This window comes from Gordonia sp. NB41Y (assembly GCF_030718915.1).
Lineage (GTDB): Bacteria > Actinomycetota > Actinomycetes > Mycobacteriales > Mycobacteriaceae > Gordonia > Gordonia desulfuricans.
Window position 1 is genome coordinate 1,361,262 of sequence record NZ_CP132196.1, and the last position, 25,376, is coordinate 1,386,637.

At 62.9% G+C, this 25,376-nt stretch carries 18 protein-coding genes; 7 read left to right on the forward strand and 11 right to left on the reverse strand.

All coding sequences use genetic code 11. The features are described 5' to 3' along the window. The first annotated feature begins 15 nt into the window (after positions 1-15). Together mgtA and Q9K23_RS05810 are read left to right on the forward strand one after the other, a co-directional pair. The gene (gene mgtA, locus Q9K23_RS05805) at positions 16-2,586 is read left to right on the forward strand and encodes a magnesium-translocating P-type ATPase (RefSeq protein ID WP_053778436.1); all 2,571 of its coding nucleotides are present in this window, start codon (positions 16-18) and stop codon (positions 2,584-2,586) included. Between the two features lie 902 nt (positions 2,587-3,488). Continuing rightward, complete coding sequence (locus Q9K23_RS05810) at positions 3,489-4,559, forward strand: site-specific integrase (RefSeq protein ID WP_053778437.1); 1,071 nt, start codon at positions 3,489-3,491, stop codon at positions 4,557-4,559. 89 nt (positions 4,560-4,648) lie between these two features. Here Q9K23_RS05810 and Q9K23_RS05815 read toward each other — a convergent pair whose 3' ends face one another. The 4 genes from Q9K23_RS05815 to Q9K23_RS05830 all read right to left on the reverse strand — a co-directional run bounded on the left by Q9K23_RS05815 (position 4,649) and on the right by Q9K23_RS05830 (position 10,259). Continuing rightward, positions 4,649-7,090: an AAA family ATPase gene (locus Q9K23_RS05815; RefSeq protein WP_053778438.1), complete on the reverse strand. Its 2,442-nt coding sequence runs from the start codon at positions 7,088-7,090 to the stop codon at positions 4,649-4,651. Further along, entirely contained in the window at positions 7,083-7,574 is a 492-nt protein-coding gene (locus tag Q9K23_RS05820; protein ID WP_305950422.1) for a hypothetical protein, read from the reverse strand. Before Q9K23_RS05820 ends, Q9K23_RS05815 begins: the two co-directional genes overlap by 8 nt. Before the next feature lie 92 nt (positions 7,575-7,666). Then, a complete protein-coding gene (locus Q9K23_RS05825) occupies positions 7,667-9,403 on the reverse strand; it encodes an SIR2 family protein (protein WP_020790290.1) in 1,737 nt (578 codons plus the stop codon). Positions 9,404-9,587: 184 nt separating this feature from the next. Next, complete coding sequence (locus Q9K23_RS05830) at positions 9,588-10,259, reverse strand: hypothetical protein (protein ID WP_053778440.1); 672 nt, start codon at positions 10,257-10,259, stop codon at positions 9,588-9,590. 59 nt (positions 10,260-10,318) lie between these two features. On the opposite strand from Q9K23_RS05830, the gene Q9K23_RS05835 reads away from it, so the two are divergent. The 3 genes from Q9K23_RS05835 to Q9K23_RS05845 all read left to right on the forward strand — a co-directional run bounded on the left by Q9K23_RS05835 (position 10,319) and on the right by Q9K23_RS05845 (position 17,520). Beyond that, a complete protein-coding gene (locus Q9K23_RS05835; protein WP_020790289.1) occupies positions 10,319-10,579 on the forward strand; it encodes a helix-turn-helix transcriptional regulator in 261 nt (86 codons plus the stop codon). 174 nt (positions 10,580-10,753) lie between these two features. Continuing rightward, on the forward strand, positions 10,754-15,721 hold the full coding sequence (locus Q9K23_RS05840) for a DEAD/DEAH box helicase (protein ID WP_053778441.1): 4,968 nt from the start codon (positions 10,754-10,756) through the stop codon (positions 15,719-15,721). 44 nt (positions 15,722-15,765) lie between these two features. Continuing rightward, positions 15,766-17,520, forward strand: coding sequence for a DUF262 domain-containing protein (locus Q9K23_RS05845; RefSeq protein ID WP_053778442.1), 1,755 nt, complete (start codon positions 15,766-15,768; stop codon positions 17,518-17,520). Positions 17,521-17,803: 283 nt separating this feature from the next. Here the strand turns inward: Q9K23_RS05845 and Q9K23_RS05850 are convergent, their stop codons facing one another. Then, positions 17,804-19,270 carry a relaxase/mobilization nuclease domain-containing protein gene (locus Q9K23_RS05850; protein WP_020791777.1) on the reverse strand — a complete coding sequence of 489 codons (1,467 nt, stop codon included), beginning with the start codon at positions 19,268-19,270 and terminating at the stop codon, positions 17,804-17,806. Positions 19,271-19,272: 2 nt separating this feature from the next. On the opposite strand from Q9K23_RS05850, the gene Q9K23_RS05855 reads away from it, so the two are divergent. Both Q9K23_RS05855 and Q9K23_RS05860 read left to right on the forward strand, forming a co-directional pair. Next, positions 19,273-19,536: a hypothetical protein gene (locus tag Q9K23_RS05855; RefSeq protein ID WP_020791779.1), complete on the forward strand. Its 264-nt coding sequence runs from the start codon at positions 19,273-19,275 to the stop codon at positions 19,534-19,536. A gap of 247 nt (positions 19,537-19,783) precedes the next feature. After that, positions 19,784-21,094, forward strand: a complete 1,311-nt coding sequence (locus Q9K23_RS05860; protein ID WP_305950137.1) for an ISL3 family transposase — start codon at positions 19,784-19,786, stop codon at positions 21,092-21,094. Between the two features lies 1 nt (position 21,095). On the opposite strand, the gene Q9K23_RS05865 is transcribed toward Q9K23_RS05860, so the two are convergent. From Q9K23_RS05865 to Q9K23_RS05890, 6 genes are all read right to left on the reverse strand, one after another. After that, positions 21,096-21,446 (reverse strand): plasmid mobilization relaxosome protein MobC, encoded by a 351-nt coding sequence (locus Q9K23_RS05865; protein ID WP_152972887.1) that lies wholly within the window; start codon positions 21,444-21,446, stop codon positions 21,096-21,098. A gap of 437 nt (positions 21,447-21,883) precedes the next feature. Beyond that, complete coding sequence (locus Q9K23_RS05870) at positions 21,884-22,426, reverse strand: hypothetical protein (protein WP_152972888.1); 543 nt, start codon at positions 22,424-22,426, stop codon at positions 21,884-21,886. Positions 22,427-22,588: 162 nt separating this feature from the next. Further along, positions 22,589-23,530 carry a hypothetical protein gene (locus Q9K23_RS05875; protein ID WP_020790379.1) on the reverse strand — a complete coding sequence of 314 codons (942 nt, stop codon included), beginning with the start codon at positions 23,528-23,530 and terminating at the stop codon, positions 22,589-22,591. A 90-nt stretch (positions 23,531-23,620) separates the two neighbouring features. Beyond that, complete coding sequence (locus Q9K23_RS05880; protein ID WP_020790383.1) at positions 23,621-23,818, reverse strand: helix-turn-helix domain-containing protein; 198 nt, start codon at positions 23,816-23,818, stop codon at positions 23,621-23,623. Positions 23,819-24,147: 329 nt separating this feature from the next. Then, on the reverse strand, positions 24,148-24,372 hold the full coding sequence (locus Q9K23_RS05885; protein WP_305950423.1) for a hypothetical protein: 225 nt from the start codon (positions 24,370-24,372) through the stop codon (positions 24,148-24,150). A 98-nt stretch (positions 24,373-24,470) separates the two neighbouring features. Then, positions 24,471-25,094, reverse strand: coding sequence for a ParA family protein (locus Q9K23_RS05890; RefSeq protein ID WP_053778468.1), 624 nt, complete (start codon positions 25,092-25,094; stop codon positions 24,471-24,473). Between the last annotated feature and the right edge of the window lie 282 nt (positions 25,095-25,376).

Here is a 25,376-nt window from a genome sequence, read left to right on the forward strand (position 1 = left end):
GTATGATCAGCGAACGTGCAGACAGAGTCGCCGCCGTGGGCGTCACCACCGGATCAGTTGGCCCGCGAGTTCTCTTCCGGACCAGACGGACTCAGCGCCGACGCCGCCCATGCCGCGCTCCCTGCCACCCGCGCGCGTGCAGTGTCGACGTCGCACGCCAACTCGGCCTGGCGTCTGCTGGTGCACCAGTTCACCAGCCCGATCATCCTGATCCTGGTGGTGGCCACCCTCATCTCGGGGCTGCTCGGCGACTGGCTCGACGCCGCCATCATCCTGACGATCGTGCTCCTGTCGGGACTTCTCGACTTCGTCCAGGAACGCGGCGCCCAGTCGTCGATGGACCGGCTGCTCGGCACCATCCGGTTGTCGGCGACGTGCCGGCGCGACGGCGCCGAGGTCGAGGTCCCGTTCGACGAGGTCGTGCCCGGTGACGTGATCGTCATCCGTGCGGGCGACATCATTCCGGCCGACGCGGTGGTGGTGGCGGCCACCGATCTCCAGCTCGACCAGTCGAGCCTCACCGGTGAGACGTTCCCGGCGACCAAGTCACCTCAGGTCCTCGACCCCGGGACCGAACTCGCCGACCGCGCCAACATGGTCTTCGCCGGCACCCACGTCCAGTCCGGATCGGGGCGGGCGATGATCGTGGCCACCGGTCGGGACACCGAGTTCGGTGGCGTGGCAGCATCGTTGGGGAAGAAGCAACATCCGACCGGATTCGAGCGCGGGATGACCCGGTTCGGCCTGCTGTTGACCCGGGTGATGGTGGTGCTGGTCGCGGTGATCTTCGTGGTGAACCTCGTCCTGCATCGCGCAGTGATCGACTCCGCCCTGTTCTCGTTGTCGCTCGCGGTGGGACTCACCCCGCAGCTGCTGCCCGCCATCGTCGGCCTCTCCCTGGCACAGGGATCGAAGGTCATCGCCCGTCATCGGGTGATCATCAAGCGACTCAACGCGATCGAGGATTTCGGCGCGATGACCACGCTGTGCACCGACAAGACGGGCACGATGACCCTCGGCCGGATCGACCTGTCCGGGGCCCTCGACCTGACCGGTCAACCCGATGCCGGCCTGCTGCGTGTCGCCGCGCTCAACGCGACATTGCAGACCGGTCTGGTCAACGCGATGGACGCGGCCATCGTCACCGCGGCGACGGCCGCCGGCGTCGACCTCGACGGTGCCCGGGCGCTCGGCGAGGTGCCCTACGACTTCGTCCGCAAGCGTCTGTCGGTCCTGGTCGACGACCGGGCCGGGAGTGCCGGCCGCCCGCTGCTGGTCACCAAGGGCGCGGTCGAGAAGGTCTTCGAGGTCTGCGACACCGCTCGGACCGCCGACGGCCTCGTCCCGCTCGACGATGTGATCGCGTCGGTCCGCGACGTCGTCGCCGGGCTCGGAGCGCAGGGATTCCGGGTGCTGGCGGTCGCGACAAGGGAATCCGCGTCCGCGGCTGTGGAGATGGGTCCGGCCTCGGAGACCGGGCTGACCCTGGTCGGGCTGCTGAGCTTCGCCGACCCGGTGAAACCCGACGCGGCGAGCACCGTCGCGGACTTCGCCGACGCCGGGGTGACTGTCCGGATGATCACCGGTGACGCACTGCCTGTGGCCACCCACATCGCCGGCGAGCTCGGCCTCGATCCTCGGGCGGTGATGACCGGTCGGCAGATCGACGACGCCGACGACGCCGAGCTCGCACGCCGACTGCCGGCCGTCCGCGTGTTCTGTGAGACCACCCCGCACCACAAGGAGCGGATCGTCACGGGTCTGACCGCCGCCGGGCAGATCGTGGGATACATGGGCGACGGGATCAACGACGCCCCGGCGCTGCACGCCGCCGATGTCGGGATCTCGGTCAAGGGCGCCGCCGACGTCGCCGCGTCGTCGGCGTCGATCGTGATGCTGGAGAAGGACCTTCGCAGCCTGCTCGACGGGATGCGTGCCGGGCGTCGCACCTTCGCCAACACGATGAAGTACATCCAGATGACGACGAGCGCGAACTTCGGGAACATGATCTCGATGGCGATCGCGTCACTGGTGCTGCCGTTCCTGCCGTTGCTGGCCGCGCAGATCCTGGCGATCAACCTGCTGTCGGATCTGCCCGCGGCGGCCATCGCGACCGACCGCGTCGACGATCGGCAGGTGGCCTCGCCGCAGCGCTGGGACATGCGGTTGATCGTCAACTACATGGTGGTCTTCGGGGCGATCAGCTCGATCTTCGACCTGGCCGCGTTCGCGGTGCTGCGGCTGGCGGTCGGCGCCGGGGAAAGCGAGTTCCAGGCCGCGTGGTTCCTGGCGTCGGTGCTGACCGAGGTGTTCATCCTGTTCATCCTCCGGACCCGCGGTCCGGCTTGGCACAGTCGTCCGAGCGGCATGCTGATCGGGTTGTCGGCGGGTGTGGTGGCGGTGGCCTTCGCATTGGTGCTGACCCCTGCCGGCACCATCCTGCGGTTGTCGGTGCTGCCGCTGTCGCTGGCCGCGCTGATGCTGGCGATCGCCGTGGCCTACGCGGCGGCCACCGAGATCGCCAAACCACTGTTCTGGCGACGCAACGAGCATCGCGCCCGACGGGCGGGCGTCGAGTCCGCCTAGCGGGATTCACAGGCCCTCGGGTTCGGGGCCACCCGCCCGCCGAGTCTCGACCACACGCCTCGGGCCTGTCGTACGTTCGGGTGGATCGTCGCCGTTGGTCATTGTGCTGCAGGCTGACACACGCCGGGGTGCGTGCAGTCAGTCGTGATGACCGACCGATCGGCACGGGCGCCGGTTTTCTCCCCACCAACGCCGGGGGGTGCGACACGCCTTGGTGGCCGCCCACGTCGGCGTGCGCAAAGGCGTTCTGGCATATCGGGAACTCGGGTTCAGCACCGACTCGCCGACCGTCGACGTCTGTGATCGATTCCGAGTGAAGCTGCGAACTACGTTGTGCCACTTACCACCACGAGCCGTCTGCATATGCCACGACTCGACAGTTGACCGGCACTGCAGGCGTCATCGGCAGCGCGTCGGTGAGCGGCGGACTCCCGGCCGACCCGATGGAGATCCTGGCCGAACCCTCGCCAGACCCAGGCCGGTGCGGGTGACACCTGATCGGAATCGTTCGTCTTTCGTATGGCCACGTGCGACATCCGCGAGACATCCGCATCCAACGAATGGAGCGTAAGCAAAACCAGCTCTGAGCTGGCTTTACTCGAAGCTCCCCCACCAGGACTCGAACCTGGCTGCACTTGAGGACCCATTCACTTGTGTCACCAGGCGCCATAGCGTGCATATTGCCCGGTTAGAGCGACTCTAGCCGCGAGCACTGACCAGTGCAAGCATCCACGCGCTACCATCCATATCAGCCACAATATCGACATGAGTGAGCACACGTGCGCACCGTGACGCATGGGTGACGATGCGGAGGACAAGCCTTGCCGAGTAAGCGCCGACGACGCGGTTGGGGTTACGTCCGCGCGCCACGCTCGGCGAGTTGCCGGTTCGCGGCCTCCTACATGCACATCCACGACGGCACCCTGACGCGGTTCAACGCGCCGAAGACGTTCGACACCCGAATGGCAGCGGAGGCGTGGCTCCACAAGGAGCGTCAGCTGATCGACCAGGGCACCTGGACGCCGCCTGCCGAGCGCGCCAAGGTGGCGGCTCGCTCGTCAATTCGGCTGCGCGAGTTCACAGAAGACGCCCTCGCGGGTCGTCGGCTTGAGCCGACGACCCGGTCCAACTACAAGCGACTGTGGGAGACGCGGATCGAGCCAGGCCTCGGAGATTTCGTCGTCCGCGACATCACGGCCGACGACCTCCAGGAGTGGTGGCGGAACCTCGGCGTCGAATACGAAGCGAGCCGCGCTCACGCATGGAATCTGCTCAAGTCCCTGCTGAAGGAGGCCGTCGAGCGCGAAATCATCACGAGCAACCCTGCCGATAATCCCCGATTCAAGCGCTACGGAAAACGGACCACCCGGCGCCAGATCATCCTGCTGACCCCGACGGAGATCAGCGAGACCGCCGCCAAGCTGCCCAGCTACTACGCGATCGCGCTACCTATCATGGCCTGGTGCGCGTTGCGTTACGCCGAAGTGTCCGAGCTTCGCGTGAAGGATATCGACGACGGCCCCGACGGCATGGTCATCCACGTCCGACGCTCCGCTCCGCTGGTCGATGGCGTACCCGTCGTCAAGCAGGGCAGCAAGTCCGACGCCGGCACTCGGGATGTGTGGGTGCCGCCGGACTTGGCTGTAGCGATTCGTCAACGCTTGAAGATCATCGACAAGGGGCCAAACACGCTTGTAGTGAGCAACTTTCGCGGGGATCGCCTGCCTCGCGCGACTTTCACCAAGGCGTTCAAGGCTGCGCTGCCATCCACGAAGGCCGAGATGCACGTTCATGCACTGCGGCATACTGGCGCGGTACTCGCCGCCCAAGCAGGCGCGTCAACCGCCGAGCTTCAGGAGCGGCTTGGGCACACAACTGCAGACATGGCGGCGCTCTACCAACATGTGGCCGCAGGTCGGCAGCGGGAGATCAGCGAACGGATGAGCCCTGCGCGCAGCGAGCCAGAGTTGTAAACCGCCAGTGCATTAGAAGGTCTACCACCGACGTAAACCTGCATTGTCCGTTGAACCGTGCACGCTGACCAATCCAGAGGCGGGCCAACCTAACCCGTGATCGCTGAGTCGCGCTCCCATACGTGCCGCCTAATCCCTTGATCGCGGTCGAATGACCGCTCGCCTAACTCGATGGTTAGCAACTCGTCCCCCTCGTAGGCCGGGCTAAGTTCGAGGGCAAGGTAGTCGAAGAGTTCGCGCTCGTGAACAGCAATGATTACCTGACGCTCATGTTGCCTTGCAAGCGTTCGGATGAGTGCAGCGAATTGGGCAACGTGGACCTCGTCCATTGCTTGAACCGGATCGTCGAAGACCAGACAGGGAAGCACGGGATTAACGGCAAGGTGGAGAGCGAGGAAAAGTGACAGGGCGGCCGTATTGAGGTTGCCAGCGCTGAGCATCATCTGAGGCGAACCGCCTTCACCTCCGTCACGGTGAACGGTGTGAATTGCCAACTCCAGCCCCGCCTTTGATGAGGTCGGAACTCCGAACGAGGGTATGAAACCCTCATTCGGGGCGAGGCGTGTGAAAAGACTCATCCAAACCCGGTTGAGAGATTCGGTGAATACACGCTGGACGACGTTAGTCCTGACTTCGGTTGCCGCATCGAAGACAGTGCGAGCAACCGCCTGGCGTCGTCGTCCTTCCTTGACACAGACGTCCCACTCGTCCTTGTGCTGCGCCGCGGTCGCTACACGTTCGATGGCGTCAGCGTGCCGCCGGAGGGCTTGCTCCAGCTGATCTGCCGCCGCGATCCCGCTTGCCTGCACGGTTGCTCGGTTCCCGATCTCATCCAGTCTCGACCCCGCAATGCTTGAGAGACTCTCCCAAACTGCCCGAGGGGTGTCTCCATCCGGTATTGGGCGGGACAGCACGCTAGCGCATCGCGCAAGTTCAGTTCGGACAATTTGGTACTCGCTCGACGCGGCTTCCAACTCCTCGACACGACGCCGCGCCTGCATTTCAGCCGCCCGTAGACCGCGACCTGTTTCGGCTGCTGGACGCAGCAACAGCCACCGTTCACGGAGGGTGGTGAGCTCCCTCTCCTTCTCTTCGAGGTCGCGCATCTGTACAGGATCGAGAAGCGAGGCCGCCGTCGCTGTGAGTTCCGACTGAGTCCGCGCGGTCGTGGCCAAGAGATCATCCCGTTCTCGTCGCATATTGAGAAGGCGCCGCCCCTGTTGGCTAAGTTGAGTGATCTTGACGTCGACGTGCTTGTCGAGATCCCCCAAGCCGAGTTCGGCGTAGTCGCGATCGCAGACGGGACAGATGTCGCCAAGAATTGCGGGACGGATGGACGCCAGGCCCTCCACGAGTGAGGTCGCATGTGCCTGCGCTTCGAGAAGGCGTTCCTGCAGGGACTCGACGCGTTGCTGGTTAGCTTCGTGGCGCGACTGGATGGCCTGGTGTTCGATCTGAAGCTCTGCCTGTGAGGTAAGGAGGCGTTGGACGCCACTAAGCACGCGCTCGATGTCTGTGTCGACACCCGCACCGGGTTCTACTCCCGCCTCGTGTGCTGCACGTTGCCAAGCCGCGACCTCAGAACTGTGCTCGCTATTCCAGCGCTGAAACCGCCGCACGGCTTGATCCAGTTGGTCAAGCGCTTCCGTTAGGTCCTGGGTTGATGGGCGTTCATCGGTCGCGTCGAGCCGTCCTCCAAGGGCGATGAGGTCACGTTGGAGAGCCAGTAGTCGCCTGCGTTCGACGTCGAGATCCTGGTCGGCTACCGAAGTGCGTATGGTGACGATAAGTCTTTCATCCGCATTCTCACCAACGGCAACCGTTTCATTCGTTGAGGTTTCAAGCAAGTCGAAGCCGATCGATCGAGCAGCGGCATAGGCTCGCTCGCGCGCCCGGTCAACCTCAGCTCTAGCCTCCGTCAGGTTGCGGGTGGTCGCAATGAGGTCTGTTGCGGCAAGGTCCGCTTGGATCGTGGCGTCCTTAATGCGGTCGGCGAGGTTCTTCAGTAGACGAAGATTGTTAGCGTCACTCAGCCCCGTACGAAGTGCGTCAAGCTGTTCGAGGCCTAGCAGCTCGTTGACGAACTGGGCAAGAGCAGATTCCTGCTTACCCTCCCGGTGCTGGTAGAGGTCCAGGAGACGGCCCAAGGAAGCCTGGTCGAGAAAGCAGCGTTCGCCGTAGAAATTAGCGCCCTCGGCTGTGAGAGCTGGGAAGCCCTCAATCCTGCTGCCGCCTGCGGTTAGAGGCTTCGAAGGACCGTCCTTACCTTTATGGGTAGGGTCCACTTCCACGCGAACGGTGGCGAAGTCTTGTCCCAGCGTAGGCAGGTAAGCCGTATAGCGGGGGTCAAGTCGTCGCAGGCTTCGAATCTGCCCGGTCAAGCCGAGTTCAAGCGCAGAAAGCAAGCTTGTCTTTCCGGCACCGTTGGATCCGTGGACCAGCACGATGGGTGCGTCAAGCGGCAGTGTCCGGGTGCCGGCGAGACGTCGAAAATCGGAGATCGTGATCGCGCGAATGGGGACTTCAGTCATCGAAGGCGCCTTCCGGTGCAGTCGAGACAACACCGTCGTTTACGTAGTCACGAAGCGCCGCCCGTACATCGTCTGCGCCTCCGATTGCCGCGCGTACCAGCGTGACCTGCTCGTCTGTGTCCTGTCCGGGTCCCAAAGTTGTCAAGACCTCTTCTAATGGGTCGTTACCCTCCAGGGTGACGACGGGAGGAAGTTCGAGCGGAAGGAGCACAGCAATCGCGCGTTCAACCTCCATCTCGCTGGGATCGGTGGACCCGACGTGCAACACACGGGCGTGACGTTCGAGTTCGCTTCTGCCACTCGCGGACAGATCACCGACTACAACGACCGTAACCGGGCGCCTGGAATGGGCCAGATCGAGCGAACGCGCCAGTCCCGCTAGGAGCCGCTGGAGGCGCACGCCCGGAAGCCGGCCAGTGGTGACCACGACGAGATCGTGGGAACGCTGTGTCCCGCGGGCAGCGGCTTCGAAGTCAAATTCCATACCAGCGACGGTGAGTGGCTTCTGAAGGCGATGGTAGCCGCCACGCTCCAGTACAGCCATTACCTGCTCGACAGAAGCTGCTTGTAGCTCGCTCACGTGAGACCTCCGACAAGTTTGAACGCGTCATATAGATCGTCCGCCGTTCGTGCGTCTTCGTACAGATCTGCAATGCTGACGCGTGCGGCGCCGGTTACGCCCACACGCCCGTACCGGGGACGGGGCGAACGCACGGAGGAGGTTGTTTCTCGTTCAGCCAAGACGAAGAGCGCGCTGGGGTCGCTCTCGTCGGCGAGGCCGTCTACGGCGAGCGCAATAGCGGCAGAGGCATCCTTTACGACGAAGACGCGGAGGTCGCGTGGCGCTGGTGCGCTCGTTCTAAGCCTGAGAACGCCCTCTCCTGCGGCCTCGGTGGCCCCCGGAAGGAGCGACCAGTCACTGGCGGAGTGACCACGCCACAGCAGCGAGATTGCAGTTGCCAGGTACCCGAATGCGGCCGCTGGATAGTCGGGGCTACGCAGGGCCGAGCGGATGGGACGGTCCGAGATCGGCTCGTAGTTAACGCTGCCGCTGGCCGGGGCGTGCCCGGTACGGAAGACGCCGAGCATCAGAACTACCAGATCGATCAGCCGATCAAGGAATACGTGATTGCCGGGCTCCGCATATGCGGCCACCGCATCGCGGACTTGTCGAATGTCAACCTTCATACGATCAGTTTCGGCCTCGCTCCACCCCGACTTTTCAGCTAGACACGAGAGCAGTGTGAGGAGCTTGTCGGAAAGCGTCCAGAGCACAAGCGCCAGCAACGTGGGCTTCGCGTAAGAGCGAAGTACTGCCGAGTCGTTCATCTCAGCCGAATGGGTCTGGTACTCGTCGGACCCGTAGGTGACTTGAAGAACGTGGCGGTGGTGCGCCTGAAGTTTCTCCTCGGCCAGTACGACCGCGGGCGGTGTGTGTGGCCATGGCCGCGGGAGCTCCTCGATCGCCTTGGCGATCATAGTGTGCAGATTCGCATCCTGCACCGAGAGGCCAATCAGAAGCGAGGGGGAGTCCGTGTAGAGAACCTCCACGTGTTTGCGCATGACGGCGTTTTCCTGCCGCTCAGTCCAGCCAGAAATTTGTTGCTGCCTAGCAACTAAGAGGGCGCGATACGCTCCCTCGTCGTCTCGCGCACGGACCGCGCATCCGTGGACCTTGATCAGCTGGGCCTGTCCCCGACCCTCGCGGAAGTCCTGCGCACGGACGATGACACGAATGATCGCATCTGGGTCATTCGTCAGCACTGCAAGCGCCCGCTCGATAAGCCCGTCCCAGTTGGCGGTGACGGCCGAAGAGACCACTCCCTCCAAGATCAGTAATGCAATGCAGAAGTGCTCGACGTCTGGTTCGAGCGCAGGGTCGCCGTAGGTACCGGGAACGTCTAGGCCAGACCAGACAAGAAAGTCCGCGGGCTGCCCCACCACGGGGATGTCAAGAACCTGAGCATATTTCGAGGTCAATCGCCTGGCGATTCCATCGCAGTCCGCCCATGAGGCCACCGGTGCGTCCAGGTCGATCGCATCGATGTCGCTATCGGACAGATCAGCGAGAAGAAGCGCCTCCCTGAGCGCTACCAGGTAAGGGCAGCCACGGTCCATCTTGTCAACATTGGTGCGGAGCAGTTCAAGGACTCGGACGAGAAGCGCCTGGACGTTCGGTACTACTTCGCGCGAAATACCCGAGCCAAGCCACAGAACGTACTCCCCAGCAGTGAAAGCGGCCGCGAAGTTGGAGAACTCGTGCTCCAGCCCTTGCAGAACTCCGGCCGTAGTACGAATCGGCAGCCGACTCATCAGCCTGCCCTTGTTGCTGAAGTGGCCGGAACAACGCGGCGACTACAATCGCCAGCGGAGGTCTTGTGCATCGCCCCATGCTTCCACGCGGCGACACCCAGGCGAAAACCGAGCGCTCTCGCACGGTCTCATTCGTAGGACACGATCGTTTCACGGGCAGCCCGCACTTGCGAATCACGGACACCTACGAGATCTCCTCGACGTGTCTCCGTCGCCGCCGTTCAGCCCACTCCGCCGCGACCATGCGGCCTTCTTCGTAAAGCTGCTCGACCACCTCAGCCCGATGAAGCCTCTCCTGCTCAGCCTGCCTATTTCGTCGCTCCTCGTACTGCCGTCGCTCATCCGCGTCGAGGTGGCCGTAACAATGCGGCAGAAACTCGTTCGGACCCATCCACGCTGCAGGCTTCGTGCACCTGCGCCCCTTAGACTTCGCGACGGCAGAGCAAGTCGGACGCTCGACGGTCGTCTCGCTGAACTGCTGGTGAGTATCCAGGACGTGCGCGATAGCCTCCTCGGCCATCGGAAAGCGGGCCGTGGGCACCGCCGGCTGCACACGCGCCGCGCCGCTTCGCACTGCTTTCGAGTGCCGAGCGTAGATCGCACGAGGGCGCGACAGGTTATCGGTCCATGACTCACTCAACTCCGCATACTTGTTCAACAGGCTCGCCGCTCCGAACGCGTTCACGGCCTCGCCGCGAGCGACATCGACGATCTCGCCCAACTCGTCAAGGTTGAGGGCCGCCTCGTCGGAGAGCATCAGGAGGACGGCTCCACATTCATCCAGCACCGCGACCATTTCGTCGAGAATCTCCAAGGACATCGGCGAGGCCCACTCCCTGCGCGCTTCCGCTACCACGTCAACAAAGTACTACTAGTAGGGCAGACTTTCCGGTAGCGATCCTCGGTACTTGGTGGGTGCCAACTCGCCCATCTCAAGTCGATCCACGTCGATTGGAGTCGTGGGCCCGGCACCGCAAAGCCGTCGGCCAACGAATCAGGACACTCCGAATCGAGCAAGGTCTGACTCAAGAAGCGTTGGCACTGGAGTCGGGGGTCACCCGCAACGTCCTTATCCAGGTCGAGCACGGGCGGCGCGGCCTTCTGTACGAGCGCCTGTTCGATATCGCCGAAGTGCTGGGCGTTGATGCCGGCGAGTTGCTGACGCCAGACCGGTGAGCGCCACAGCCGAGGTGGACACGTGCACCCGCGATCCGTGGCCCTGCCGCCACTGACCAAAGCCCGCAGCAACCCTCCGCGACGCGCTGGACCGAAGCGCGAGTGCCCCGACGCGAGCCTCCCGCCCGATAGGGTTTCGCGACAGACGGCCCGATCGACTGGAGGCAACGGAGCATGGGTTCGATTCACGAGGTGATGGCGGCGTTTCGTGAGGCGCCGTCGAACTCTGAACGTGGCACCAAGTTCGAGAAGCTGATGGTCCGGTACTTCGAACTCGACCCTATGCTCTCCCAGCAGTACGACGCGGTGTGGCGATGGATCGATTGGCCCGGGCGGCAGGGCAAACCCGACACCGGCATCGACCTCGTGGCCCGAGAGCGCGACAACGGCGCCTACACGGCAATCCAGTGCAAGTTCTACGAACCAACCCACACGCTGCGCAAAGAAGACATCGACTCGTTTTTCACCGCATCCGGCAAGAAGCCGTTCACCAACCGCATCATTATCTCGACCACCGACCGCTGGGGAAAGAACGCCGAGGACACGCTCGACGACCAAACCATCCCGGTGCAGCGCATCGGCCTCGCGGAGATCGCCGACTCACCCATCGACTGGGATGTGAGCCTGGTCGACGGTGAGGTCGAAGTTCACCTCGCCGAGGCAACTCGGCACGAGCCGCGGCCGCATCAGATCACGGCGATCGAGAAGGTGTTCGCCGGCTTCGGCAAGGGCGACGATCGCGGCAAGCTCATCATGGCCTGCGGCACCGGAAAGACCTTCACGGCGCTCAAGATCGCCGAACGCACGGCGGCCGAGAATGCTGGCAACGCCCGAGTCCTGTTCTGCGTCCCTTCAATCTCGCTGCTGTCCCAGACATTGCGCGAGTGGACTGCGCAGACTCAGCTGGACCTCCGAGCCTTCGCAGTCTGCTCCGACACCAAGGTGTCGCGTGCCGCCGAAGACATCAGCTCGTACGACGTCGCGGTACCGGTCACCACCAACGCCGACAGACTGGTCGGGGAGATGTCACATCGCAAGCGCGCCAAGGGTTTAACGGTGGTGTTCACCACCTATCAGTCGCTGCCGGTCGTAGCGCAGGCGCAACGTGACGGAGTGGACCCCTTTGATCTGGTGATCTGCGACGAGGCACACCGGACGACCGGCGTCACACTTGAAGGTGGCGACGAGTCGAACTTCGTCCGCGTCCACGACAGCGACTACATCAAGTCCGCGCGACGGCTTTACATGACGGCTACTCCTCGGATCTTCGACGAATCGGTCAAGACGAAGGCGGACGAGCACTCCGCCGAGATCACGTCGATGGACGACGAGGGCGAATACGGTCCCGAGTTCCATCGCTTGTCGTTCGGCGAGGCCGTCGAGCGCGGCTTGCTCACCGACTACAAGGTCCTCGTCCTGACTGTCGACGAGGAGATGGTCGCTGCTCCCCTGCAAACCCAGCTCGCCGGCCCCGATGGGGACTTGCGTCTTGACGATGCAACGAAGATCGTCGGCGCGTGGAACGGCCTGGCCAAGCGAGCTGGGCGCACCCCGGATGGCACCGGCTTTACTCCGGGCGAGCCACCGATGCGTCGAGCCGTCGCATTCGCGAAGGACATCGCCGCCTCCAAAAAGATCGCCGAGCTGTTTCCCCGCGTTGTGGACACCTACCGGGACATGCTCACCGACAGCATCAACGAGGGCCACGACGTCAACACCACCAATCTTGATCTGGGCGTGCAGGTTCACCACGTCGATGGCACGTACAACGCCCTCGAACGCAACCGCGAGCTCCAGTGGCTCAAAGCGCCACTCCCAGACAATGAGTGCCGCATCCTCACCAACGCCCGATGCCTGTCCGAAGGTGTCGACGTGCCCGCGCTGGATTCGGTGATGTTCCTGCACCCACGGAACAGCGTCGTCGACGTCGTGCAGTCCGTCGGCCGCGTGATGCGCAAGGCCGAGGGCAAGGACTACGGGTACATAATCCTGCCGGTTGCAGTCCCTGCCGGAGTCTCACCGTCACAGGCACTCTCGGACAACCGCCGCTTCAAGGTGGTGTGGCAGGTCCTCAATGCACTGCGTGCCCACGACGACCGCTTCAACGCCATGGTCAACTCGATCGCACTGAACACCTCCGCCGAGCTTCTCGCGACCGGCCAGGGTTCCGACCAACTCCTTGGCGGGCACATTGGCCCGACCACGGAGAACCCGGAGAGTATCGGCAGCGGTGCAAGCTCTGGCAGCGCGACTAACGGCGCGAACGACGACCCCGCCAACGGCATCACCGACGGCAGCGGAGCCAGTGGTGGAAGTATGGCGCAACAGATGGCGCTGTTCTCCCTGTCCGAGTGGCAGGAAGCCATCTACACCCGCATCGTCGACAAGGTCGGCACCCGCACCTATTGGGAGGACTGGGCCAAGGACGTCGCCGACATTGCCGCGGCGTTGATCGCCCGAATCAAGATCCTGATCGACGGCGCCGACGAGGCCGTTACCGAGGCGTTCGCGAAGTTCCACAAAGGCTTGCAGGACAATCTGAACGACTCCATCACTCGCGACGACGCCATTTCGATGCTGGCGCAGCACCTAATCACGGCGCCGGTCTTCGATGCTCTCTTCGCCGGCCATGAGTTTGCGGCGCACAATCCGGTTTCGAGGACGATGCAGGCGATGGTGGACCAACTCGGCGGGGCCGGGCTGGAAGCCGAGACCGAGCACCTCGAAGGCTTCTATGACTCGGTTCGGGTCCGGGCATCAGAGGTCACGACCGCTGACGGCAAGCAGCAGGTAATCGCGGAGCTGTACGAGAAGTTCTTCAAGGTCGGATTCGCCAAACAGGCTGAGGCACTCGGCATTGTCTACACCCCGGTCGAGATCGTCGACTTCATCCTCCGCGCCGCCGACCACGCCTCCCGTGAAGCGTTCGGTCGCGGCCTCACCGATGACGCCGTACACATTCTCGACCCGTTCACCGGCACAGGCACGTTCATCACCCGACTCATGCAATCGGGCCTGGTGCGCCCAGAAGACCTGACGCGCAAGTACGCCAGCGAGTTGCATGCCAACGAGATCATGCTGCTCGCCTACTACATCGCCGCGGTGAACATCGAGACCACATACCACGCACTGACCAAGACCGAGTACAGCCCGTTCGAGGGAATCGTCCTGACGGACACGTTCCAAATGACCGAAGACGACGACTCGATGGACACGGAGATGTTCCCGCAGAACAACTCTCGGATCGTCAAGCAGCTCGCCGCGCCGATCCACATCATTGTGGGAAACCCGCCTTACTCAGTGGGGCAGGACTCAACGAACGACCTGAACGCGAACGTTTCCTATCCGACGCTGGACAAGCGGATCGCCGACACCTACGCCAAGCGCTCTACGGCGACGAACAAGAACAGTCTCTACGACTCGTATCTGCGGGCGTTCCGCTGGGCCACCGACCGGGTGGGTGATCACGGCGTCGTTGCGTTCGTTTCCAACGGCGGGTGGATCGAGGGCAACACTGCCGACGGCATCCGGATGTCGCTCGCCGAGGAGTTCAGCCGGATCTACGTCTACAACTTGCGTGGGAACCAGCGCACCTCGGGGGAGCTGTCCCGCAGGGAGGGCGGCAAGGTATTCGGCTCCGGCAGCCGCAACACCGTCGCCATACTGGTCGGAGTGAAGGACCCGGCGAGCACCGAACCGTGCGAGCTCCAGTACCGGGACATCGGCGATTACCTGACACGCGAGCGGAAGCTGGAGATCGTCGCGGGAGGCGACCTCAAGTCCGTTGAGTGGCAGGCGATCATCCCGAACGAGCACGGCGACTGGGTCAACCAACGCAGCGAGGAGTTCGCCGACTGGCCTGCGATCGGCGAGAAGAAGGGCGGGGTTCGTGTGTTCGGCCTGATGTCCGCAGGCCTCCAGACCAACCGTGATGCCTGGGTCTACAACTCCAGCAACATCACGCTCCGCGCCAATGTGCAGCGCCTCATCCAAAACTACAACAACGAACTCGAGGCGTTCGCCGCCTTCACTGAGCGCCTCGGCATCGCAAAACCCAACGAGAAGGACGTCACCGCGTTTCTCGCGAACCGTCCGGACGCCAGCCGCGAGGACCACATCAAGTGGACATCGAGTCTCAAACAACACCTAAGCCGAGGAACGGCCGCGCGCCATGATGCGGCTTCCTACCGGTTGGGCGCATATCGCCCATTCCAGGAACAGCACGTCTACTTCGGTCCGATGCTCAGTCACCGTCGTGGCGAACTTGACTCGATGTTCCCGACGGTGCATCACAAGAACCTCGGAATGGTTCTGACGGGTCCGGCCTCTCACTTCGAATTTACAGCGCTAGCGACAGACCTCCTCCCGAATCTGCACCTGCTCGATACGGGACTGTATTTCCCGCGCTGGACTTACGAGAAGGCAGACCCCGACGACGGCACCCTTGATCTCCCAGCCGGCTCAAGTGAAGTAGACGAGTATGGGTACCGCCGCGTCGACAACATCACCGACGGCATCCTGAAGCTGTACCAGCACGCACTCGGCCACGAGGTCACCAAGGACGAGGTCTTCTTCTACGTGTACGGACTTCTTCACGACCCCGGCTACCGCGAGACCTACGCCGCGGACCTGAAGAAGATACTGCCGCACATCCCGACCCCAGAGTCACAGGAACGGTTCGAGCAACTCGCAGCGGCGGGCCTGGCTCTGTCCGACCTCCACATCGGGTACGAAGACGTCGCGCCGTACCCCGTCGATGTACAGCTCAAGCCGGGCGCCGATCCCGCCGACCGCGAGACCTGGCGGATATCAAAGATGAAATGGGCCAAACGAAAAGACCCAGAGACTGGCAAGAGCGTCAGCGATGTCACGAAGCTGATCTACAACTCGAAGGTCACTATCGCCAACATCCCGGAAGAAGCTGAGCGGTACATGCTCGGCCCACGATCGGCGCTGGCGTGGATCATCGACCGGTATCAAGTGAAGACCGACAAGGCGTCTGGCATCGTCAACGACCCGAACGACTGGTGCGACGAGCACGATGACCCGCGCTACATCGTTGGCCTCATCGCGAAGGTGACAACCGTTGCGGTCGAAACGATGAAGATCGTGGACAGCCTGTCCGAGACCTCCACCGACTAAATCGACCACGCTCGACAAAGACCAAGTGAAACGAGGAGTAGCAGATGTCGTTCCAGACTCCACGCAGTGTCGAGGAAATGCTCACGGCTATCCACAAGCGCGAATATCTGATGCCTGCGATTCAGCGTGAATTCGTTTGGAGCGCAGACCAAATCACCAAACTCGTGGATAGCCTCATGCGCGGGTATCCCGTAGGGTCATTCCTCCTGTGGAACGTCAAGCCTGAGACCGCGCAGTCCTACACGTTCTACGAGTTCTTGACCAACTACCACGAGCGCGACCATCCTTACGCCGACAAAGCCACAGTGCCGGCGGGGAGCGGGACCACCGCAGTTCTTGATGGGCAGCAGCGGCTCACGTCATTGAACATCGCGCTGTACGGCAGCCTCTCCGAGAAGAAGAAGTACGCGTGGTGGAATAGCGCTGATGCGTTCCCTACGAAACGCCTGTACCTCAACCTCGCCGACGACCCGGACGACGAAGAACTCGGTACCAAATACGATCTTCGATTCCTCACCGACCAGGATGCGAATCCAGATGACGGAGAGATTGACAAGTGGTTCAGGGTGGGAGCAGTCCTTGATCTCGCCAACGCCGGTCCCGCGATCATGAAGGAGCTGGAAAAGCGGGGTATCGCAGGGTCAGCAGACGCTTTCCAACGGCTCTACGACCTGTACGAAGCCGTACGCGTGCTCAAGCCGATGAACTACTTCTTGGTCACCGATCAGGACGCCGACAAGGTGTTGGAGATTTTCGTCCGGGTCAACAGCGGCGGCACTACGCTGTCGTATTCCGATCTGCTGCTGTCGATGGCCACCAACCAGTGGCAGGACTTGGATGCCCGCGAGGAGGTGCGCTCACTCGTATCCGAGATCAACAGCAATGCCGGACGTCAGTTCTCGTTTTCCAAGGACGTCGTTCTGAAGACCGCACTGACTATCGCGGACGTCGATGTACGGTTCAAGGTCACCAACTTCACCCAGACGAACATGGCGAAGGTGGAGGCCGCATGGCCACAGATCAGGGGAGCCCTTCTCCGAGCGGCGACGTTGCTGCAGCAGTTCGGGTACAACGAACGAAACCTCACGGCCAACAGCGTGATAATCCCCGTCGCGCACTACCTCCACCTCCGCGACGCCGGTGACTCGTACCTCGACTCGTCTGCCGACGCCGCGGATAGGCTCGCACTCCAGCGATGGGTCACGCGTTCACTTGTCAAACGTGGTATCTGGGGATCGGGTCTCGACACGCTCCTGACTCGCATCCGGGATGTCCTGCAAGACAATTCGGAAAGCGGCTTTCCAGCCGAAGCCATCGAAGACGCCATGGCTGTGGCCGGGAAGAGCCTCACTTTTGAAAGCGCCGAAATCGACGAGCTTCTGAACCTCAAATACGGTGGCCAACGGACGTTCTCGGTGCTGTCGGTCTTGTATCCAGGTCTGGACCTGAGTAAGAAGTTCCACGAAGATCACATCTTCCCCAAGTCCCGGTTCACCAGGAAGAAGCTCCTAAAAGCAGACATTCCAGCCGACAAAGTCGACGACTATATGGCTGCCTTCAACCTCTTGCCGAACCTCCAACTGCTCGCCGGCACCGCCAACATCGAAAAGCAGGACAGTCTGCCGGCTGCTTGGATCGAGAACGCCTTCTCCAGCGAAGACAAACGAACCACGTATCTCGCCGACAACGACCTCGACGGCCTGTCGCTCGAGTTGAATGACTTCCTACCGTTCTTCGAGGAACGCAAGCGGCGCATCAGAGAACGTCTCATTGCTGTGCTTGGAGCCAGCCCGCACTGACACGGTTGGCTGGCTGCCGGACGAGCGTAGCCATTCTGATGTTCAGATACGCAGGTCAACCACATTTTGACGACGCCGGACACGGTCGCGGCGAGCCCCTGTTATGGAGTTGCGCCGAGTGGCATACTCGGTACCGAGCAAGGTATGGATTCTCCGAACTCACCGAGTTCCGACGATCCGTCTGGCCCCAGGTTCGGCTACGGCACCCTGGGGTTGCTCGCTTTCTGTACCCATTCACGGCAACCGCGCGGCGCAGGAGCGAACTACGGTCTCGCTTCTGTGCTTACCGCCCCGTACGTTCTTGACCTCGCCGACGCGCGGGGTCAAGTCGCGCGCGATTGGCGGGCGTGATCGGGTCGAGGCGCGCCGGTATAGGCGAGCCGGGCGCCGCTTTGCGCGTAGCCTTCGGCACGGCCGGAAAATCGCTGGCTCGACCGGTAACGCCTTCAAGTCGACAATCCGACTCAGTGCTTACTGACGCCTGGCGGACCGGGGCCGGCGCAACTCTCGATGTCGCTTCGACCAACGCGCCGAGTTCAGTACGAGTGATGGCGGTCAACGCCGCAGCCCGCGCGGCGTGACCGGCGGCAACGTGCGTAGCAGCGATCGCTTCGACCGCGCTCAGGAGTTGACGCAACAGCACGGCAGTCGCCACCGTCGAATCTGTTCGCCCGCTCGCGGTCAGCAACAGGAAAGCGACGGGGCTCGTGCACTCGACGCGCTTCGGCGCCACCGCACGAGCCGCTGGAATCGACGCTGACGCACCGAGCCCGTCGGCGGCCCGCGCCAGCGGGCCAGGACGCTCCTCGATCTGGACCGACCACGCAGCGAATAGACCGGCCGTCTGCCCGGCCGCGCTCGCCCAGCTCGCGTAATCGTCGACCGCGATAGTGCCGAGGTACTGAATCCACTGCGCGAGGTCGTCGTGCGCGCGGCGGTATAGCGCGTCCATATCGTGTCCGTGACGTCGCGTCTTCCGGGCTTGTTTGAGGGGCTCGCGCCCGCGCTTCGCGCGTCGCCATTCGCCCGCCGCTTCCAGCGCTGCGCTCGGTGAATCCGACCATCCGAGTCGCCTTCTCGGCAGCGTCAGGTCCTTACCCAATCGTCCACCGCCGAACCAGACCGGACGCGCTTCGAAGTCGCGTGATCCGTCATCGTGTCGCGGTGTCAGAGCCACCGAATACCCCTGCACGACGTCGTCGGTCCCGGCGGCGTAGCGCGGACGGATCAGGTGTCCGAGCGCGCGGACCTGTCGAACGAACTCGGCCTCTGACGTCACCGCCGTCGCGCACGCACGAACGTCGCGGGCCAGTGTGCGTCGCGCCGGTTCATCACCCTTCCCCGCCCCGATGTTCTCCTCGGCGCGCGAATGGGCCGGCGTCGTTGCGGCCCCAGATACACGGCCCGGAGTGACCGCGAGCCCGTACTTGCGTTCCAACTTCGCCGCCGCTCGCTGAGCGCGTGCGAAGTCGTTGTGCGAGGAGACTTTGGTGCCGTCCTCGCGAACCATCGACGCCGCAAGGTGAATGTGGTCGTTGCCCTTCTTGCTCGGGCCGTGATGTACCGCCACCCACCGCGCGGGCGCCAGTCCTTCCTCGGTGAAACCCATCTCACGCATGAAGTCACGCGCGATGTCGCCCCACAGCTCGTCGGTGATCGCCGATTCACCGTCGACAAGCTCCGCCGTGCGCCCGCCGGTCGCAGGATCGACCGCATACACCGGGCCTTGAGCGACAGCGAACAGTGCCACACGTGAGCGTTCTGCCTGACCTGTTTCCCGTTGTCATCCCGCACGACGACCCTGCGCTGTTCACGCTCGTCCCACCGCCGTTTGGGAACCGTCACCTCGGTCTTGAAAACCCGGCGAGGCTGATCAATCTGTCGCGCGATGTCGCGTGCCGTAGCAGCATCGAGCACCGCGTCGTCATGCCACGCCATGATCGCCGGATCGCCGGCCACCAGGTGCGGCTCGGTGTGCTCATTGGCGTTGCCTGGCCCAACGAGGTAGCTGAGTAGTCCGGTCATGCTCGAGCCACGGGTGATGTTAGGCATCATGTGGATGCTTGCGCCTCCAACACCGCACGCACCCGTTGCCCAGTCCGCCGAATAGCAGGTGAGGCTCTTCCTGATTGAGAGTGCCCGAATGGGTGTGCGAGTCCACTAGATGTAGGTCCGATTCGGTGGTGAGCCGCTGGGCTCGTGGCGGGTCCTGTGGTGTGAAGATGAAAGCTCTCACACACCCATCCGAACACCAACAGGACCCATGACGCAGCGTAGCGCTATTGCCGACACGATTTGCCGCACGATCGAACTCGGCGTCACGATCACCGATGCCGCCATCGACGGCGAGGACCGTACCCACTTGTTTTGCCAGCTCCTGGACCCGAAGAACACCTGCCCGACGTGCGGGCAGGCGGGTCGGCTGCGTGATCATGTCGACCGTGAGGTCGCCGATCTGCCCATCGTCGGGCATCCGACCCGGCTGCACCTGTCGGTGCCGCGCTATGTGTGTGCCACCACCGACTGCACGACGTCGGTGTTTCGTGCCGACATCAGCGCCATCGTGGCGCCGAGGGCGCAGGTCACCCGCCGCACCACCACCTGGATCATGCGAGCGATGATCAGCGACAAGATGAGTGTGAAGGCCGTCGCGGCTGCGGTCGGGTTGAGCTGGAACACCGTCAACACCCTCGCCCTGGCCGCGGTCAAGAAGCTGGCTGCTGCACCGGCCCGGTTGGCCGGTGTGCGGGTCCTCGGGGTCGATGAGCACAAGTGGAAACACGTTCGCGGCAAGGGTGATCCGAATTTCGTGACCGTCCTGGTCGATCTCACCCCGATCGTGGATGGAACCGGCCCGGCCCGGTTGCTGGATATGGTCGCCGGCCGCTCCAAAGCCGCGCTCAAAGACTGGCTCGGCGCGCGGGATCAGGGGTTCCGCGACCGGATTCGGGTGGTCACGATGGACGGGTTCACCGGGTATCGCACCGCCACTGCCGAAGCCCTCGACAAGGCGCGTGTGGTGATGGACCCCTTCCACGTCGTGCATCTGGCAGCGGAGAAATTGACCTTGTGTCGTCAACGCGTGCAACAAGATACGTGCGGGCATCGCGGTCGATCCGGGGATCCGCTCTACGGCATCCGTCGCACCTTGTTGACCCGGATCGGGTTGCTCACCGACAAGCAGAAGACTCGGCTGCGCGGCGGCCTCGATGCCCGCGAGGAGCACGTGGCCGTTGCGGTCACCTACGCGATCTACCAGGAGTTGATCGATGCCTACGAGCAACCCACCAAGCGGGACAGCAAGATCGCAATGTACAAGCTGCTCAAGAAGATCAAGACCGGCGTGCCCGCCGGACTATCAGAGCTGGCCCAACTCGGGCGTTCGTTGTGGTCACGACGGGCCGAGATCCTCGCCTACTTCGACACCGGCGCCTCCAACGGCCCAGTCGAAGCCATCAACGGGCGCCTCGAGCATCTGCGCGGCATCGCCCTCGGGTTCCGTAACCTCACCCACTACATCTTGCGGTCACTCATCCACTCCGGCCAACTCGCAGAAAGCCTGCGCGCACTCTGAATTAGGAAGAGCCAGTTAACGTTGCGGCGCAGTCCTCCTGCCATTCGCCGTCCGGATTCGTCGCCTTCGCGATCTGGGTGACGTTGTTGGCGATCGACGCCAGCAAGCGGAATGCGCCGAACAACTCGACCGCGAGATCGTGGCGTGCAGTCGCGGTCTGTCCAATTTGATCGGCCAATGTCCCTTTCACCATCAGTCGCGAAACAGTCACCCGTGCGTCCTGCGCGCCTTCCTGCAACCGACACTCCCGCTCGGGCGACACCTTCACCTTGTGGACAACCTGCCGGCCACCGGACACGTTGGACTGGCGGCTTCGGCGACGCGACTTCGGCGCCGCACCTTCCTCGCTCATCGCCACTCCTCGCTTCCGGCCAGCGCAGCGACTCCACCCATGGAGACCCACCGCCTTCCCAAGGTGTGGCAGATCGGCCAGCGCAGCGCCAGCACCGATCCCTACTTGGGGCACCCAAGTATATAGCTTGCTCTGCGCGAGTAGCGTCAGGCCGAAGGCACTAACCCATGCGGGTTAGTCTGCGCGACAACAGATTCGACGTATTCCGATGCCGACCGCCATGGCTGCACAAGAAGCGCTCACCGTAGTTTTCCGCTGCGCGTCCGCGAGCCGGGAAGAGGCGTGAACGTCTGCCGACCCGCTATGCGAGGCAGCAGACACTTGTTGGCGCGACCGGGCGATTCCAATCCCAATCGCGAAGGCGGCGCGGATATGGCCGACTGGTCATATCCACCTGGACTATGGGGCCGCGGGCCCAGGGCGTCGTCGCGACTCGATTAGTCCGTGCGCCGTGCTCGCAAGAGGACGTCGACATCATGCGCGAGATCCTGGTCGACCAACGCAATCAGCGTGGTTACCAACGGATGATCAGGAGCCGCCGGAATCGGCAGACCGTCCGCAATCCGGGCCTCCACAATCAGTTCCGCGCTGACCTGCCATGCCGGGCTTGCGTGCGGCCAGACCCGCTCGACCAATGCCTCGGTCTCCGCGCTCACCTCGATCGCGACGGCAGCGTTCGATTCCCAATCGTCCTCATCCGCATGCGGGGCCGGCGCGCAAGACTCCCAGAGCTGAGACCGCACTTCTTCCAACGCCTGCTGCCAGGCTCGACTGAGCACGCTCAACGTCTCGAGGTACTCCAGCGGTCGACCCAACATGCTCTGCGCTTCAGCCCGAAGCCGGGTTTCGAGATCAGCTTGCAGCGCCATCAGCTCCGCGCTGAGCCTCTCGGTCTCCACGCTCACGAAGTCCTCGAACTCGGCACGGTTGATGTCCGTCAACTCGTCGGCGTACCTTGCGGTCACCTCGTCGCGAAACATGAGATTCTCCTCAGCTTGAAGTCCGAACTGGGCGTTGGCCACTACGCCCGGGCACGCGTCTCCGCCAACCGCCGGGCGTGGACAGTAAAGCAGTCACCGTGGCCTGCACCTCGTATAGCACCTCAACACTCTGGCACGCGGCAGACCGTGACGACGGCAACGTCAGCGAGGAGGCTGCGGGTCTTCAGCCCAGTCGACGACGACGTTGGCGGACAGATGCTCAACCCCCGCGCGCACCCAGTCGCACCTCTCGCACAACGTCTTCCACGAGATCGGCTCCAAAGATTGCCGCTCACTGAGAGCGCGAAGCACGTCGTCGTGATCCAGGTTCCACAGCCGGCAGAGGCGGTCGCTTGCGGAGATACACACGTCCATCGCGAACTGCACATTGCGGAGTGTGGTGCTCCACATGAAGTTGGTCCCCTTCTGCTCCTGGATCACAGCCAGCGTCATCCAGACCGCATTGCCATGCGTCGGCCGACTGAGTTCGTCGTAGCCGAGATCGCTACCAAAGTGCGCCGCAATCAACTTCCGCGAGCTACTCGACGGCTGCTTGGGCACGTCCGTGAATTCGGAACCGGTTCGATCGCGCCATCGCTTCCAATCGTCGATCAACTTGGTCGAGCCTTCGTCGTTCGACGACCGGTATTCCTGTAGGGCTGATCGAAAGAGGCCGTAAGTCCGGAGGACCCTGGCCCTCCAGTCGATCGCGGGATCAGCGAGAAACATCGCTTTAGAAGCGTGCTCAGCAGCAACGCGCGCGAGGGCGCCCGAACCGACGTGCATCGGGAAATCCCGTCCAACAAGGTCGCACGCTGAGAGGAGTGCATCACCCGACGAAATGACGTAGAACTTGACCAGACGATGCGCCGTGAGCAGCGGCCCATCGACGTCGTCCTTGCTGCCGATGATGCGGTCAATCGCGTCTATCGATTCGATGCCCGGCTCGCGGTAGAGGGGCGTGAAATATGCGGCGGTCAATCCGAAATGAGCCACTGCCTGGCCCACGTTGGTTGCAGCGACCGCAAACTCTCGGATGCCCTCAATCGACTCGTGGAAACTCTCGTCCAACACACGGAACAGAGTACGAAACCGCTCGGACATCTCGGCACCCTTGATCGGTGCGCATCAAGGTCGTAGGTGCCTCACAGCGACGCTCGCCTGGGTGTCGCGGGATGCCGTTCAACCCCAGGCTCAGACATCCGACGGCGTGGGCCGGCCGAGCTTGCGGTACACCGACTCCAGATCGAGCCGAATGAGTCGCGACCCGACGCGTTGCGCCTCGATTCGTCCCTCCATGATCCAGCGACGAACGGTGGTTGGGTGCACCCCGTAGATCTCCGCCACCTGGGAGATGGAGACGAACGATCCTCGATCTCCAGATTGATTCATGGCTGCGCTCATGAACGCAATGCTATGCACATCTACGGCGAGCTACCTGTCAAAGTTCATACGCACGAACATGTTTGGAGTGCATCAGAAGTTTTGGACATGAGTTTTGAAACACCACACCGCTGCGTCTCGGCGCGCCACACCCCATTCAACCCAACCCTACAACTCCGGCAATACTCACCAAATATGTTGAGCGCCTGTCGAATTCGGCGACCGATTCATGATCACCAGTCACGTTTACTTACCTGTAGCCAAAGTGACACCGGATTGAGACTGACACGACTCGCCGCCGTCTTCCCGGTCGTCCCCGCCATCATTCGGGAGGTGGCTCAGCCTTCGTTCTCCACGCACTCGGCGGCCAGGGATTCGCGGACACGCCTCGCAAGCAGATCGTCGTCCAAGAGTTCCGTGAGCAACGCATCTACGACGGACTGGAACGTCACGCGAGGCACCCCAAGGGCATGAGCTGCGTCGGCCTGCCAGGCCAGAACCCGTCGGTTAAGGTCCGCATCGAGGTTGACCGTCTTGCCGACCCGCCTCGACACCGCCGGCATCGCAGTCTGACTCGTCGCCTTCGCGGTCGCGGCTGCCCGAGTGGACGGCTGGGACGCTACACGCGATGCCTGTGCGCGGATCTGTTCAGCTCGTGAGGTCATCGCTCCGCGACCTCCATGTCGAGCAACTGGGTCAGAGCGTCGCCATACGCGGTGTTGAGCGCATCGCCAATCGGACACCCAAACGCCTGGGCGAAGCGCTCCAACCTCGCAACCCGGGCAGGCAAAACCGGCACCAGCTCGTTTGCTGCCGTCCGATACACCTCTCCCGACGCCGAGTTCGTCACTACTCGCGTCAGCAGCGCGGCGACGACAGGTGGAGCCGCGCGCAAGGGTTCGACGCCGTCAATCAGATCGAGAACTGCACCCAGACGATCGAAGTCCATAGGCGTCGGCGACATCGGGATCACAATGTGAGTGGCCACGCGCACGGCCGAGGTCACGATGCCGCGGCCGGACTCCATCGGCGGCGTGTCGATGACCACGGCGTCGAACCCTTCGGACACCGCATCCAACCGTCGATGCAAGTCCTTGACCGGCATCCCGACGACTGGCGTGGCCCACTCTGCGAGGTCCGACCATCGGACGAGTGAACAGTTTTCGGGGTCGGCATCTACCCCCAGCACCGACAAGCCTGATTCAGCGAGCGCATGGAGCAGGTAGGCAGCCGACGTGGTCTTCGTCGACCCACCTTTGAGATTGACAACAGCGATGCAGAGCACTGAAAGTCCTTCCGGTTCAGCCAGATAGATGAATAGGTACTTAGATGTTTGGGCGTTTAGCTAAATGAATAAGTAGAAAATTGGCTGTTCAGCTGAATACCCGACGGAGCCAAATACGTTGCTGCTAGCCCGATTTTGCAGCATACGAGACGATCAAGGAGGCTTGAGAAGGCACGGCGCGTGGAACCAGCCAGGACGACTGAGCAGTCGGGCCGTCGGCAGGTATCGGGTCGAGAGATGCCGCCCATCATCACTCAAGCCGTGGCTGACAATCAGTTCATG